Source organism: Bradyrhizobium sp. LB11.1 (genome assembly GCF_040549385.1).
Taxonomy (GTDB): domain Bacteria; phylum Pseudomonadota; class Alphaproteobacteria; order Rhizobiales; family Xanthobacteraceae; genus Bradyrhizobium.
Window position 1 is genome coordinate 90,980 of record NZ_JBEPTH010000017.1, and the last position, 14,251, is coordinate 105,230.

The window sequence follows — 14,251 nt, forward strand, 5'->3', positions numbered from 1 at the left end:
CGCCTACTCTCCCAATGTTCGGTCTACGTCGGCGAGACCGATATGGAGAGACTATAGGGCGAGCACACACGGTTTATTAGGCGCCCAATTCCATCTGCTGGAACAGGCGCCGTCGCAGGCGCGAAGAGGAAATTATGAAAAAGCGTCGGGCGTCGCTTTTAATTCAAGCCTTTCCAGACATCTGCGCTTCAGGTCGAGCAGCCACGGAACGAGCCGTCGCTTTGCCTCCCCAAGCGGCTCGTCGCTCGCGAGACTGATATTGAGCGAGTGCGGCGGTAGCCTGTCGAAGCACAACGAAGTCGCTACCGCGACAACGCCGGGCTGCCACCTGACGGCACAATAATCGAGATCGTCCAGATCCTTGAGCGATCGTTCGATATCTTGACGAAGCCTGAGCCGTCCACTGGGTCGCCGGCGCGCAATCGCAGCAAGCTCGCGCACGCGCGCCTCGTCCGAGATCGCCCACAGATAGGCGCGGCCAAGAGACGTCAGCTCCATAGGCACCCGCTGACCCGATACCACTGTCCGGAAGCTGGCGCGCGGGCTGTAACGAAACGATTCCAGATAAACCATCATGTCGTCGTCTGCCGCGGCCAGACCCACGTTTACGTGCCGCCGCGTCGCCTCTATCCTCATGAGGGGGGCGATAACGGGCAGGATCGGCGAGCTCAAACGCATCGCGTGGGCCAAGCTCAGGACCGCAGGCGCCAGGCGGTAAACGCGCTGTTTGTCGTCTCTATGCAGCATGCCGCTCGACACGAGCGTCCGGGTCAGCCGGCTGACAGTCGCCTTGGGCAAGCCCGTGCGCTCGGCAATTTCCGCGTTGCCGAGCTCGCTCACTCCGGGCTTGAATGCCCTCAATATCGAGATCCCGCGCTCGAGCGAGCGGTTCGTCCCATCGGCATCGTTCTGGTCCATCGGGGCCGCCGTTTCACTAGATGGAATTAGCACAGCTCATTTCCGGACGATTGTCGATATGGTGATGCAATAAACCATGGGCTCGCGACTTCCGTTGCGATGCGTCATGCGAGGCACGTGAACGCCAATTGGCTCCGTGCCCGGAAATAATGAACAATCGCATGGGAGAATCCGCCTTGATAAAGCTACGGGCCGAGAAAGATTTCTGGGCAGGCTTTCTTTATGTGCTGCTCGCCGCTGCATTTCTGTGGTTCGGACGCGACCTCAAGGTGGGCGCGGCAGCCCGGATGGGCCCTGGCTATTTTCCGCTGACGTTGGGATGGATCCTCGGCGCTTTCGGCGTCGTCTCTATTGCACGCTCCTTCCTCTCCGATGGTCCTCCGGTGGGCAACGTCGCCTGGAAGAAGCTTGCGATCATCACTGCCGCGGTGCTTGTCTTCGGCTTCCTGGTGGACACCGCCGGACTGCTGTTTGCGCTGCCCGCGCTTGTGATCCTCTCGGCTCTGGCTTCGGAGCAATCGGTCTACGATTTCAAAGGGCTTCTCGTCCTCATCGGTCTGACCGTCTTCTGTATCATTGTCTTCGTGAAAGCTCTCGGCGTACCGATGCCGATCCTCGGGTCCTGGTTTGAAGGCCTCGCCCCGCTTTCCTGGCTGCGCTGAACCTGGAGGCTATCATGGATCTTTCTGGCCATCTGTTGCTCGGTCTGCAAACCTCGATGTCGCCGATCAACCTGCTCTACGCGTTGATGGGCTGTTTCCTCGGCACAGCCATTGGTGTCCTCCCCGGCCTTGGACCGGCGGCCACCATCGCCATGCTACTTCCGGCAACCTTCGCCATGCCGCCGGTAACTGCGCTGATCATGCTTGCCGGCATCTTTTACGGTGCGCAGTACGGCGGCTCGACCACCGCGATCCTGGTCAACCTGCCCGGCGAAACATCCTCTGTTGTGACCGCACTTGATGGTTATCAGATGGCGCGGCAGGGCAAGGCCGGACGCGCGCTCGCTGTTGCAGCCCTCTCCTCCTTCTTTGCCGGCACTGTCTGCACGCTGCTGATCGCGTTGTTCGCACCGCCACTTGCCGAGATCGCATTGAAGTTCGGCCCCGCCGAGTATTTCTCGTTGATGGCACTGGGGCTCATAGCATCCATCGTCCTTGCACACGGATCGATCCTGCATGCGCTCGGAATGATCATTCTGGGCTTGTTGCTCGGCCTTGTCGGTACGGACGTCAATTCCGGAATCCAGCGCTACACGTTCGACTTGCCGGAACTCTCCGACGGCATCGGTTTTGTGATTGTTGCCATGGGCATGTTCGGTATTGGCGAGATCGTCGCCAACCTGCAGCACGAGAGCACGCGCGATGTCTCGATCAAAGAGGTCAAAGGACTTTGGCCTACGAAGGAAGATTTCCTGCGAAGCATCGCACCAACCCTGCGCGGCACGGCGCTCGGCTCCATACTCGGCATCCTGCCAGGTGGCGGGGCGGCGCTCGCCTCCTTCGGAGCCTATGCGCTCGAGAAGAAGGTTTCAAAGAACAGGCACGAATTCGGCAAGGGCGCTGTTGAAGGTGTTGCGGCACCCGAGGCGGCCAACAATGCCGGCGCCCAGATGTCGTTCATCCCGATGTTGACGCTCGGCATTCCGGCCAATCCCGTCATGGCCCTGATGATTGGAGCCATGATCATCCAGGGCGTTCAACCGGGTCCCTCGGTGATGACCGAGCAGCCTGAGCTGTTTTGGGGGTTGATCGTGTCGATGTGGGTCGGAAACCTCATGCTGCTGGTCCTCAACCTGCCGCTGATCGGGATGTGGGTGAAGATGATCACCATTCCCTACAGATACCTGTTCCCAATGATCATCGTGTTTTGTGCCATTGGTGTCTTCAGTCTCAACAACGCGCATTTCGACGTTTACCTCATGGCCCTGTTCGGAGTCGTCGGCTACGTCTTCAAGAAGCTTGACTGCGAGCCTGCGCCACTGCTGCTAGGGTTCATTCTTGGACCGATGATGGAGGAGTTCCTGCGCCGCGCGCTTCTGCTGTCCAAGGGCGACCCGCTGGTGCTGCTGACGCGTCCGATCAGCGCCGCCATGCTGGCTCTCGCTGTCCTGCTGCTGGGTCTCGTGCTCTTTCCCGCCTTCTTAGGGACGCGTGAGGAAGCTTTCCAGGAAGAGTAGTCGAACACCAATACCGCTTCACCAGAAGAGAAAATCAATGACGCAGTTCAGCCGGCGAGAGGCGCTTGCCTTTCTTTCATTCGTGGCCTGCGCGGCAGGCGGCGGCGCTGCACAGGCGCAGGACTATCCGTCCAAGCCGGTCAAGCTGATTTCACCCTATGCGCCTGGCGGTGCGACCGACATTATTGCCCGGCTGATCGGACAGTGGCTCGGCGACAAACTGAAGGCGCCCTTCATCACGGAGAACCGGGGTGGAGGGGGCGCCAATATCGGCACGGAAGCCGCTCTCAGATCGCAGGCGGACGGCTACACCCTTCTGCTTGCGAGCACCGCCAACGCTGCGAATGCGACGCTCTATCCGAAACTCAGGTTCAATTTCTTAGCGGACTCCACGCCGGTTGGAAGCATCGGTGTCGTACCCAACGTCCTCGTCGTGCATCCGGATTTTCCCGCGAAGACGCTGCCCGAATTCATCGAGGTCGCCCGCAACAAGACGGGGGCGATCACCATGGGACTTCCCGGGAACGGCAGCCCCCAGCACCTGGCGGCTGCACTGTTCGGCCTCATGTCGAAGACTGAGTTCCTGTTTGTGCAGTACCAGGGCGGCGGACCTGTGCTGAAGGATCTTATCGGAGGACACATTCAAGCCGCCTTCGCATCCTCCGTTTCATCGACCGCAAACATCAAGTCGGGCACCTTGCGTGCGCTTGCGGTCACATCCTCCGCGCGGTTGTCAACGCTACCCGAAGTCCCGGCAATCGGCGAATACGTCCGCGGATACGAAGCGACGAACTTCTATGGTCTCTCAGCTCCCAAGGGAACGCCCCCGTCCATCGTTGCTCAATTGAACCAGGAATTGAATGCCGCGCTCAAGGATGACGCGGTGATCGCCAGGCTGGAGACGCTTGGAATTGGCCCCGTTGCCATGTCGCCTTCCGCGTTTGGAGAGTTTCTTGTGTCGGAAACAAACAAGTGGAGCGACGTCATCAAGTCTGCCGACATTAGAATGGAATGATGACTGACTGGCGGCGAGCTAGGCTCGCCGTGCTGGCATAAGCCGAGCCATACCCGGCAGGTGATCTGAATAGAGTATCGTCTGCATCAGACTTTCGATGTTGTCTGCTTCCAAAACCGTCCCCGCGAGCTCCACAAACTTGCCGATCAGGTCGGCATCGGTCAGCGGATCTTCTGGGTCTCCCTTGCGGGTCTTCTGAAAATGGCTAAGCCGGCGGCCGTCGCTCAAGGTGACTTCAAGCCGTGCCATGCGCTGGCTCGGGTATGCCGCGGCCAAATCGGCGCTCTCGCTCACCGTGATCCGGGACATCAGCTGGCGAATTCGGGTGTCCGTCAATGCATCTCGCTTAAACGCTTCGAGCCGGACTGCCCCGACCACCAGCTGGGCGGCAAGGCAGTACTGGAGACTGAAGCGAGCATCCTGGGCTGTGACCGCCTCGGGCCGGTTGCACATCTGGTAGGTGGCGCTGTAGCCGTCGACATGAACCGCGGCCACGTCTTCAGGCGCAAGCGAATTGGCTTCCTGCATTGCCTTGAGGCCGTCGATCGCCGGGAAAATGTGACCACAGCAACCGTGCGCTTTCACCGTCATTCTTGCAATCGGGGTCCAGTCGCCGAGTCCGTCGAGCGCCTTGGCCCAATCGCCGGCGGAGGCGCTTGTCGCCGCCGCAAACCCCTTGGATCCGTGAAGACTGGCCATCGATCCGGTGACGCCGCGCTTTGCGCATGCAGCCGCCAAAATGCCGGCTTCAGCGGCGTGTCCAGCATGCATCGCCTTTGCCATGCCGTCATCGAGCAAATTCTGCTGATGCCCACCGGCGAAGCTGCTCGCGAGCGCTATGGCGTTGGCGATGCCTTCCATGTCGCAACCGAGCAGAACAGCCGCTGCGACGGCAGAACCGATGGTGCCCACGGTCGAGGTCGTATGCCAGAAGGCGTAGTGGCTGGGCTGGATGGCGAGCGAAATGCGGCATCCAACTTCATATCCGGCAATAATCGCTCGATGAAATTCAGCCGTGGAAAGACTGTGATGCTGCGCTAGCGCCAGAGCCGCCGCGACAGTCGAACTGCCGGGATGATAGCCACCGTCCCTGAAAATGTCATCATACTCGACAGTATGACTGGCGATTGCATTGACCATGGCGGCCTGACGCGGCGACATGTTCGATCCGTCGACATAGCAGATCGCAAGACCGGTCGTTTTCTCTTCGGCTAACCCGCTGAGAACCAGGTTCGCGGGAAGCTCCGCGCATCCCGGAAGCGTCGTTGCAAACCAGTCGAGCACCGCCCGGCGCGCCGCCCATTCGAGGTCCGGAGCAAGATCACGGCCTCGCCAGCCCGCCGCCGTCTCCGCGAGTGTGATCAATGGATTACGCACGGACCGGCCCACTCTGCTCACCCGATAGAGCCTCGAGCTCTTAAGGTTGCAATGTCTTCCTTACCGTAGCCGAGAGAGGCGAGGATCTCGTCGGTGTGAGAGCCGACTGGCTGCGGCGGACACGTCAGTTCTGCGGGACTTGCCGACATTTTAAAACCACTCACCGCGACCTTGAGCGCTTGCTGTCGAGGCCCAGTCAGTCCGGTGTTCTGAACAACCCCACGCAAAACAGTCTGCGGATCTGCAACGGCCTCCGCGAGAGTCCGGATACGGGATGCCGGGACGCGCTGTTCCCGCAGGAGGGTTTCCCACTCTGCCGCGGACCGCGTGGCAATGATACTGGCGAGAACCGCCTCCTCCGCCTCGTGGGCATCGAGGCGCTGGTTGTTGTCTGTCTTGATCATATCCTCTCGCCCCAACGCGATCCACAGCCGCCGTTGCTGGGGCAGATTGGACGCCGCAATCATCAGGTCGGTGTCGGATGCGCGGTAACAACCGATCGTAGCGAACGGAAACCGATTTGCCTTTGCCTTGGGAACGGAGCCTGCCCAGGTCAGACCAGCGATATGCGATGAGCACAGCATAAGGGCGACGTCGAACATCGACACATCGATGTGCTGCCCAATGCCGGTTCTCTCGCGCTGGAAAAGCGCGGCGGAGACGGCAAACGCCGCCGCAAAACCAGTGCCGTAGTCCACCAGCTGAGCCCCGCTCTTCAGCGGTCGGCCGTCACCATACCCGGTCATGGCCATCATGCCGGAAGATGCCTGAATGACGTTGTCGTAGCCAGTCTCTTCGCGCCTCGGACCCGTGGCGCCGAAGGCCGAAATGGAACAGTATATCAGGCGCGGGTTGAGCTTGCGCACGTCTTCATAGGAAAGGCCGAGCCGATCGAACGAGCCAGGGCGAAAGTTCTGCACGAAGACGTCCGCCGTCTCGAGCAGGCGCAGGAGGGCTTGACGGCCGCCTTCCGATTTCAGATCAAGCGCAATGGCCTTCTTGCCGGATCCTTGGGCCATGAACGAAGTACCCATTCCCTCGTCATTCATGGACCTGTCGGCGCCCTGCATACGCGCCTGATCGGGGTTATGCGGGGATTCTACCTTGATGACCTCCGCTCCGAGCACACCGAACTGATAGCTCGCGAATGGGCCAGCAAGGACGTGTGTTGAATCGATTATGCGGATGGAGTTGAAAGCCTTGGTCATTTGCATCCCTCGCCGAATGTCTCGGCCCTCAAGGACCTTTCCATTTTTCTTTATCGGCGGAGGTCCACTGTTGCCGAGGACAGGCTAGTTCGCGCGGCTACCGCAGTCATCGCGGCAATTCCACCTAGTGACACTGGCTAGCTGGCAGTCCTGTGCACCCCTGCGCCACAGCCCAGCAAATTGATCGATTAGTGATATAAGCCTGCAGCCGCAGTCGCGAGGATTTGGGTCACGCGGTTGCAGCTCTGCCACCGATGGGTGGTTTTGGTGCGGCGATCTTCACGTTCCGCGACGAAAAACCTCATGAGGCTTCTGTTGTTACCCTAGCCATCGGCGTGCATTCGGCGCGACCAACGAACCCAGGCCCGCGACATCGCACGAAATCGTGGCGTACAGGATCGTGGAAATGGCGGAGAGAGTGTCAGTCAATCCCCACTGAAAGATAAAGCCTTTTCGACCTTCCTAGACCAAAACCCACCGTTTGAGCTACGGCCGGAAAATGGGGTTTCGCCTCGGACAAAAAGCGCTTGTGCGGATTATCAATCTCGGTTGGAGTTCAGATTGCGCTGGACAATCGTCCGCCAGGGAATTTGCCGTGCTTAGGCAAAGCGCAAATATATCTTTATCGCTGCCGCTGGACGCCTCTATCACGCGGGCGTGTAGATAACAATCTTCAACGAAGGATCATCGTTAGACTGAAAGCTGGAATGTTCGAACGAGAGAATGCCTTTCTTCGAATGATGTAGCCGCTTGATTCCGGCGACTGTGCCTCGGATATCATGCGTCTGCCACCAAAGCGAAAATTCGGGGCAGCCCTTGCGAAGTTTTTGCAGAAGATCGCGAAAGGCGGGATCGTCCGCCCACAAGTCATGAGTTGCACGGAACTGCGCGACCACCCGCTTGGCCTCGTCGGCCCAGGTTGCGCCGAACAGTCTCCGCGCCGAGGGACGCGTCAGCATGGAGATGAGGATGTTACGGTCCTCGCCAGGAAGTTGATCGAACGCAAAGAGGTCATTGGCCGACTTGTTCCAGCCAAGGAGATCCCATCTCCGGCCGGTCACGTAAGCCGGCTGTTTCATGGCGTCGATCATCCGCTGCAATGAATCCGGCATTGTCTCCTGCTGAAAGGCGCGTCGCTCGCCTGAGCGCGTGAGGGCCTTGAGGTGAAGGTGCTCGACCTTGCTGAGCTTGAGGGCACGCGCCAGCGCATCTATTGTCGAGAGAGACGGATTGACCGACCGACCCTGCTCTAGGCGGACATACCAATCCACGCCGATACCAGCCAGTTCGGCCACTTCCTCACGCCGCAATCCGGCGGTCCGGCGCCTGCGTCCATCGGCTAGGCCGACGTCCCGCGGCCGCAACTTCTCCCTGCGCGATCGCAGGAAATCTCCAAGCTCACTGCGGCTTTTGTCGATCACCGGCATGTTGGCCTCCGGCGAGTTTGATGGGGGGCCTGGCAATCCTAGGATAATACCATGCCTTCTGCACGCCCAATTAGCGTGCCATATTTACGGCCGATATCCAGAGCGATGGCCATGAGCACAGACCTCAAGCGACCGAGAGACCCAGCGGCTTCGATCCCGGACCAGCGTGTCGCGCTTTCGATCACCATCAACGGGACACGACACGACCTCGAGGTCGCTCCAACCGCGACGCTTCTGGATGTGATCCGGGACGAACTTCGGCTGACCGGCACCAAGAAGGGATGCGACGTGGGTGGCTGCGGCGCCTGCACCGTACTTGTGGCTGGCCGCCGCATCGCATCCTGTCTCGCGCTGGCCGCCTCGTTCAGTGACACCGAGGTGACGACCATCGAAGGCGTTGAAACGGCAGATCATTTGCATCCCCTGCAAGCCGCCTTCATTCGCCACGATGCGCTTCAGTGCGGCTACTGCACGCCGGGCCAAATTCTGTCGGGCATCGCGCTGCTGTCTGAAAAGCCGCAATCGATCGAAGTAATCCAAGAAGGAATGAGTGGCAATTTGTGCCGCTGCGGTGCGTATACCAATATCGTCGCGGCCATCGCGGAGGTCGCAGGGCTATGAGCGGACCTTCTTTCCATTACGTCCGGGCTACTGAAATCGCGGAAGCGCTCGCGCTGGGAGCCAAGCAAGGCACAGCCTTCCTCGCTGGAGGCACCGACCTGCTGCCGCTCTGGAAGGCAGGCCTCGCGACGCCACACGAAGTGATCGATATCACCCGCCTGCCCCTCGCGGACATCTCTCGTAACCACGTCAGGCTGGTCCTGGGCGCGCTCGCACGGATGAGCGACGTCGCCGCTCATCCAGACGTGAAGGCGGATCACCCGCTGATCGCCGACGCGATCCTCGCGAGTGCGAGCGGGCAAGTGCGCAATCAGGCAACGATCGGCGGCAACCTGCTGCAGCGGACCCGGTGTCCCTATTTTCGTGACCAGGCAACGGCCTGCAACAAGCGCGATCCGGGCTCCGGATGCGGCGCGCTGGATGGCGAGAACCGTCATGCGGCACTCTTCGGTGCTAGCGCGGGCTGCGTGGCGACACAAGCCTCCGATCTCGCGGTCGCGTTGGCTGTGCTCGACGCCGAAATCGTCGTGAGCGATTCGAACGGCGAGCGGCGACTCGCGCTGGAGGACCTCTACCCGCTCCCCGGTGCGACCGACGCGCCGGATTCCTCGCTCGCTCCCGGCGAAATGATTACGGCCGTCCATATCGGCAACGCCTCCCGTTTCGCGGCCCGATCGACCTATCTGAAGGTTCGGGACCGCGCCTCCTTCGAGTTCGCGGTCGTCTCCGTCGCCGCGGCCCTGCGATTCGAAAAGGGAGTGATCGCCGAGGCAAGACTCGCGGCCGGCGGAGTGGCTCCCTTGCCGTGGCGGCTGAGGCGGAGCGAAGCGGCGCTCATCGGTGGCGCGCCGACCGAGCAGGCTTTTCGAGCGGCCGCTGACCTGGCGATCGAAGGCGCCGGCGCCCTCGAAGACAACGCGTTCAAAATCCCCCTGCTGCACAACGCCGTTATTCGCGCCCTGCAAACGGTCGGAGGCCAATCGTGAACACCCGATCCGTCGAGCGCTACGAAGCGGTTCTCAAAGTCACCGGTCAAGCGCACTTTGAAGGCGAGGTCGCGCCCGATGGCCTGTTGCACGCGGCCCTGGTTGAATCGCCTCTCGCCTGCGGCGAACTGTTGTCCCTGGATTCGTCCAAAGCGGAAGCGCTTGCGGGATTCGCCGGTCTCGTCACGCATGCCGATGCCGCGCCGCTAAGACCATCGGCCGCCACCGCGCTGATCCGGGAAAAGTCGATTCACTTTCACGGCCAGCCTCTGGCACTTGTCGCCGGCGGTACGTTGTCCGCCGCGCGCGACGCGGCGAGAGCGGTCCAGGTATCAGTGACGACGCGTCGAGCGGTGACCCATATGGGCCAGGCCATCGAATCCGCCTACGCGCCGGCCATGGTCGGGTTCTTTCCGGCCGAGACCCGCCGCGGCGATTCCGCCAAGGCGTTGGGCGATGCCCAGCTTGTCGTGCGAAACCACTATGTCACGGCCGTCAACAACCATCATCCGATGGAGCCGCATGCCGTCGTGTGCTGGTGGGAAGGCGACAATGCCGTCGTACATACGTCCACCCAGGCGATCTTCGGCACTCGTGCGATCATTGCTCACGCGTTCGACATGCCGGTCGCTGATATCCGCGTGCTGGCGCGATTTCTCGGCGGCGGGTTCGGATGCAAGGGCCAGCTTTGGTGGCCCTGGATGTTCTGGGCGATGCTGGCGTCACGAAAGACGGGACGGCCGGTTCGACTCGAACTGACGCGCGCCCAGATGTTCACGCTGGTCGGGCGGCGGCAGCAGACGGCGCAGGATCTTGCGCTCGGCTTCGTCGACGGCCGCCTCACCGCGATCGAGCATGAGGTCGTTGCCCAGACATCCACGCATGGGGAGTATTCGGACTCCACCGCCGTCTACACCCGAATGCTCTACGCCTGCCCCAATGTGAGCACACGCCACCGGCTCGTGCGCACCAACGAGCCGCAGCCGATACCGATGCGCGCGCCGGGATCCGCGCCGGGCACGTTCGCGCTTGAGTCGGCGATGGATGAGGCAGCGGAACGGCTCGGAATCGATCCGGTCGAGTTGCGCATCCGCAATTTCGCCGATCGCGACCAGGAGACCGGCCGGCCCTGGAGCAGCAACAGCCTCGTCGAATGCTATCGCGTCGGCGCCGAACGTTTTGGCTGGGTTCATCGCCGGAGCCGATCGACGACCAAAATCGGTCGTTGGAATATCGGTTACGGCATGGCCACCACGCTTTATCCAGCGATCCGGCAAGCGTGCCGCGCGCGTGTTTCCTTGAGCGTGAACGGATCGCTTTCGGTCCAGTGCGGTACGCAGGACATGGGATCTGGCACGTATACGGCACTCGGCCAGATCGCGGCCGAAGCTTTCGGCATGCCCGCGGAAAAGGTGACGGTAGAACTCGGCGACACCTGGCTGCCGGATGGCCCCTTCTCCGGCGGCTCGCAGGTCACCGCAAGCATCTTCCCCGCCGTCGAGGCGGCGATATCGAAATTGCGCACCGCGCTGGCAAGGGTCGCCATTGCCGACGCGGCCTCACCTCTCGGCGGCAAGCAACCCGAAGATATCGAATTCAGCGACGAGATGATCCGCAGCCGCTCCAGCAATGCGAGCGAGAGACTCGTCGATGTGATCGCGCGGGCGAGCGCCGCCGATCTCGAAGCTGAGGGCGAAAGTCCCGCGACCGATCACCCAAACCTTGCCGCGACCGGCATGGGATACGGGGCGATCTTTGTCGAGGTTGGAATAGATGTCGACCTCGGAGAGATCCGCGTGCGTCGCGTCACCGGCGCCTTCGCCGCCGGGCGAATCCTCAATCCACTGTTGGCGAGGAGCCAATATATCGGCGGTCTGATCGGCGGCATAGGCATGGCGATTCACGAGCAAACGGCCACCGATCGGCCGACCGGCCGCGTGATCGGAAAATCCTTCACGGATTATCTCATTCCCGTTCACGCCGACATGCCGGAATTCGACATCGCCATGATCGAGGAAACCGATCCGCACCTGCCCGGCGGCGTGAAGGGAATTGGCATGTTGGGCACCGCGGGCATCCAGGCGGCCATCGCTAATGCCGTCTACGACGCCATCGGCAAACGCATCCGCAAGCTCCCGATACGGATCGAAGATAGTCTTGCATCCCGAATCGCGCCGGCGACGGCAACTTGACGCCGAGACTTGCCGGCCGAAATTTCCCGGTCCGCCACTCCGTTTTGCCTAATCCCGTCCGCAACCAAAGCGTAGCGGAGCAGGCCCAGAACCAATCTTTCGCGAGGAGTTCGGCCGGCATTATCAACTCGTCGTCGCGAGCGAAGACGACACAGATGCGGGATTGGCCTGCCGTCCCCGCCGCTTCCACCTCGGCAGCACGGGCGACAGGGCTGCGAAGCTCATTGTGGGTTTCGTTGTGGAAGCGTTTTTCGGTAGGCGCGCTTGATCGTCCGCTTGACGAGCACCCGAATGCGATCTTTGACCTGATCATCGAGAGGATTGTAGACGAGCAATCCGAGATCGGGGCGTCCATCGATGGCAAAGGCGGAATACTCCATCTCGAACGTGCCAAGGTCTGGATGCTGCAGATGTTTGACCCCGTCGCTAGGGGCGTAAACGTCGTTTTCCTTCCAGAATCTAGCAAATTCCGGGCTCTTTGAACAAAGCTCGTCAACAAGGTCTGTCACTTCCGCGACCGCGCCAGCGCGCGCGGCATCGACCCTGAACGCCCCAACCAAAAAGCGCGCCATGCCTTCCCGATCGTGCTGCTTGGCGCGGATGGCGGGATTGCAAAAGACAAGACGGAGGATGTTGCGCTGATCGACGGGTAGCTTGCCGTAGTCCGTCAGCACGATCGCAGCGGCACGATTCCAAGCGACGACGTCCCACGTCGCGGTTTTGATAAAGGCTGGACATGCATCGAAGGAGTCCAGCAATCGCTGGAGACGGGGCGTCACGCCCAGCGTGGGTTTGTAGCGCATCTCCGGCGGTCGTCCCAACGCCAGAACAAAAAGATGCTCGCGCTCGATGTCAGTCAACATCAGACCGGTCGCAATACGATCCAGCACATCGGCGGAAGGCGCGCCGCCACGTCCTTGCTCCAGCCACGTGTACCAGGTCGGGCTGATATTCGAGCGTTGGGCAACCTCTTCCCGCCGCAAGCCCGGTGTTCGCCTGCGCCCCGAATAACCAAACGCCGCTGGATCGAGGCGCGTGCGGCGATCCTTCAAAAAGGCAGCGAGGGTCTTGGCAGTGTCTGCGGGCATGGCGAGCCTGTTAATCATTATAATAGGATAATGTCACTACTTTAACAGGATATAACATCGATCCATACTGAGGAGATGGAATTCAAAAGGGAGAATTAGCATGCGTATCTTTATTACAGGAGCCACGGGATTCATCGGCTCGGCCGTTTTGCCGGAACTCCTCAAAGCCGGACACCAAGTGATTGGCATGACCAGGTCCGACGAAGGCGCGCAGGCGCTTGTTGCCGCCGGAGCCGAGGTTCATAGCGGTACGCTGGAGGATTTGGAGAGCATTCGCAGCGGCGCGGCGAAAGCCGATGCCGTCATCCACACCGCGTTCGACCACGACTTCTCGAAATTCGTGGAGAATTGCGAAAAAGACCGTCGCGTCATTGGTGCGCTGGGCTCCGCCTTGAAAGGTTCCGACCGGCCTCTGCTCATCACCTCCGGAACCGGCATGGGCGGCGGCAAGCACGGTCAACCCGCAACAGAAGACGTGTTCGATACCAGCCATCCCAATCCGCGCATCGCCTCCGAACTGGCTGGGATCGAGCTGCTCGATGCGGGTGTCAATGTTTCGGTCATGCGACTGCCGCAGGTTCATAATACGGTCAAGCAAGGACTGATTTCGCCGCTCGTCGAGATTGCGCGGGAAAAAGGCGTGTCGGCGTATGTGGGTGAAGGTCGCAACCGTTTGCCTGCGGGTCACTTGAACGATGTGGCGCAGCTTTACCGACTCGCGATCGAGAACAAGGAACCCGGCGCGCGTTACAATGCGGTGGGCGAAGAAGGCGTCGAGGCGCGCGCGATTGCGGAAGCTCTCGCTCGCGGCCTAAAACTTCCGGCAGTCAGCGTTTCGCCGGAAAGAGCCGTCGAACATTTCGGCTGGATGGGTATGTTCGTCGGCATGGACATGCCAGCCTCCAGCGCGCAAACGCGGGCAAAGCTCGGCTGGCATCCGAACGGACCGAAGCTGATCGCCGACCTTGATGCGATGCGCTATTTGTAATCACAGCGCACCAACCTATCTCGCCGACCATCGCCTCGATCCCGTGGGACAATGGATGATCGACCATCTGGCCGATTTCGTTGCCCGCAATTCATCGGCTGGAGCCAAAGCGTAGCGGAGCAGGCCCAGAACCAATCTCCTTGAGGAATTCGGCCGGCACCGCGGCCCAAACCAAGATCACCATCGGTGTGCCTCCGGTGCCCGGGTCCGTGCTGTGGGAGTTTGAATCACAGGCACCACTCGTTTCATTGA

Annotated in this window: 12 protein-coding genes; 7 read left to right on the forward strand and 5 right to left on the reverse strand. The window is 60.9% G+C overall.

All coding sequences use genetic code 11. The features are described from left to right. Positions 1–132: 132 nt before the first annotated feature. Positions 133–918, reverse strand: coding sequence for an IclR family transcriptional regulator (locus tag ABIA96_RS31660; protein ID WP_354140844.1), 786 nt, complete (start codon positions 916–918; stop codon positions 133–135). A 149-nt stretch (positions 919–1,067) separates the two neighbouring features. Between ABIA96_RS31660 and ABIA96_RS31665 the strand changes: the two genes are divergently transcribed. From ABIA96_RS31665 to ABIA96_RS31675, 3 genes are read left to right on the forward strand one after another with little or no spacing between them, the layout of a single operon-like run. Then, positions 1,068–1,580: a tripartite tricarboxylate transporter TctB family protein gene (locus ABIA96_RS31665; protein ID WP_354140845.1), complete on the forward strand. Its 513-nt coding sequence runs from the start codon at positions 1,068–1,070 to the stop codon at positions 1,578–1,580. A 14-nt stretch (positions 1,581–1,594) separates the two neighbouring features. After that, positions 1,595–3,097 (forward strand): tripartite tricarboxylate transporter permease, encoded by a 1,503-nt coding sequence (locus ABIA96_RS31670; protein ID WP_354140846.1) that lies wholly within the window; start codon positions 1,595–1,597, stop codon positions 3,095–3,097. Positions 3,098–3,134: 37 nt separating this feature from the next. Continuing rightward, positions 3,135–4,112 carry a Bug family tripartite tricarboxylate transporter substrate binding protein gene (locus ABIA96_RS31675; RefSeq protein WP_354140847.1) on the forward strand — a complete coding sequence of 326 codons (978 nt, stop codon included), beginning with the start codon at positions 3,135–3,137 and terminating at the stop codon, positions 4,110–4,112. 18 nt (positions 4,113–4,130) lie between these two features. Here the strand turns inward: ABIA96_RS31675 and ABIA96_RS31680 are convergent, their stop codons facing one another. From ABIA96_RS31680 to ABIA96_RS31690, 3 genes are all read right to left on the reverse strand, one after another. Next, a complete protein-coding gene (locus ABIA96_RS31680) occupies positions 4,131–5,477 on the reverse strand; it encodes an MmgE/PrpD family protein (protein WP_354140848.1) in 1,347 nt (448 codons plus the stop codon). Positions 5,478–5,506: 29 nt separating this feature from the next. Then, the gene (locus ABIA96_RS31685; RefSeq protein ID WP_354140849.1) at positions 5,507–6,697 is read right to left on the reverse strand and encodes a CaiB/BaiF CoA transferase family protein; all 1,191 of its coding nucleotides are present in this window, start codon (positions 6,695–6,697) and stop codon (positions 5,507–5,509) included. Positions 6,698–7,344: 647 nt separating this feature from the next. After that, complete coding sequence (locus ABIA96_RS31690; protein WP_502918862.1) at positions 7,345–8,118, reverse strand: helix-turn-helix transcriptional regulator; 774 nt, start codon at positions 8,116–8,118, stop codon at positions 7,345–7,347. A 117-nt stretch (positions 8,119–8,235) separates the two neighbouring features. Between ABIA96_RS31690 and ABIA96_RS31695 the strand changes: the two genes are divergently transcribed. From ABIA96_RS31695 to ABIA96_RS31705, 3 genes are read left to right on the forward strand one after another with little or no spacing between them, the layout of a single operon-like run. Next, the gene (locus tag ABIA96_RS31695; RefSeq protein ID WP_354140851.1) at positions 8,236–8,745 is read left to right on the forward strand and encodes a (2Fe-2S)-binding protein; all 510 of its coding nucleotides are present in this window, start codon (positions 8,236–8,238) and stop codon (positions 8,743–8,745) included. Next, on the forward strand, positions 8,742–9,731 hold the full coding sequence (locus ABIA96_RS31700) for an FAD binding domain-containing protein (RefSeq protein ID WP_354140852.1): 990 nt from the start codon (positions 8,742–8,744) through the stop codon (positions 9,729–9,731). The genes ABIA96_RS31695 and ABIA96_RS31700 overlap by 4 nt, the downstream gene beginning before the upstream one ends. Then, positions 9,728–11,923, forward strand: coding sequence for a xanthine dehydrogenase family protein molybdopterin-binding subunit (locus ABIA96_RS31705; protein WP_354140853.1), 2,196 nt, complete (start codon positions 9,728–9,730; stop codon positions 11,921–11,923). The genes ABIA96_RS31700 and ABIA96_RS31705 overlap by 4 nt, the downstream gene beginning before the upstream one ends. 221 nt (positions 11,924–12,144) lie before the next feature. Here the strand turns inward: ABIA96_RS31705 and ABIA96_RS31710 are convergent, their stop codons facing one another. Beyond that, positions 12,145–13,011, reverse strand: a complete 867-nt coding sequence (locus ABIA96_RS31710) for a helix-turn-helix transcriptional regulator (protein WP_354140854.1) — start codon at positions 13,009–13,011, stop codon at positions 12,145–12,147. Positions 13,012–13,111: 100 nt separating this feature from the next. Here ABIA96_RS31710 and ABIA96_RS31715 point away from each other — a divergent pair, with 100 nt between their 5' ends. Next, positions 13,112–13,999: an SDR family oxidoreductase gene (locus tag ABIA96_RS31715; RefSeq protein WP_354140855.1), complete on the forward strand. Its 888-nt coding sequence runs from the start codon at positions 13,112–13,114 to the stop codon at positions 13,997–13,999. Positions 14,000–14,251: the final 252 nt, after the last annotated feature.

Bases quoted from the DNA above. Each gene is read 5' to 3' on its own strand.
- ABIA96_RS31660 (WP_354140844.1), bottom strand. From the start codon at position 918: ATGGACCAGAACGATGCCGATGGGACGAACCGCTCGCTCGAGCGCGGG.
- ABIA96_RS31665 (WP_354140845.1), top strand. From the start codon at position 1,068: ATGAACAATCGCATGGGAGAATCCGCCTTGATAAAGCTACGGGCCGAG.
- ABIA96_RS31670 (WP_354140846.1), top strand. From the start codon at position 1,595: ATGGATCTTTCTGGCCATCTGTTGCTCGGTCTGCAAACCTCGATGTCG.
- ABIA96_RS31675 (WP_354140847.1), top strand. From the start codon at position 3,135: ATGACGCAGTTCAGCCGGCGAGAGGCGCTTGCCTTTCTTTCATTCGTG.
- ABIA96_RS31685 (WP_354140849.1), bottom strand. From the start codon at position 6,697: ATGACCAAGGCTTTCAACTCCATCCGCATAATCGATTCAACACACGTC.
- ABIA96_RS31695 (WP_354140851.1), top strand. From the start codon at position 8,236: ATGAGCACAGACCTCAAGCGACCGAGAGACCCAGCGGCTTCGATCCCG.
- ABIA96_RS31700 (WP_354140852.1), top strand. From the start codon at position 8,742: ATGAGCGGACCTTCTTTCCATTACGTCCGGGCTACTGAAATCGCGGAA.
- ABIA96_RS31710 (WP_354140854.1), bottom strand. From the start codon at position 13,011: ATGCCCGCAGACACTGCCAAGACCCTCGCTGCCTTTTTGAAGGATCGC.
- ABIA96_RS31715 (WP_354140855.1), top strand. From the start codon at position 13,112: ATGCGTATCTTTATTACAGGAGCCACGGGATTCATCGGCTCGGCCGTT.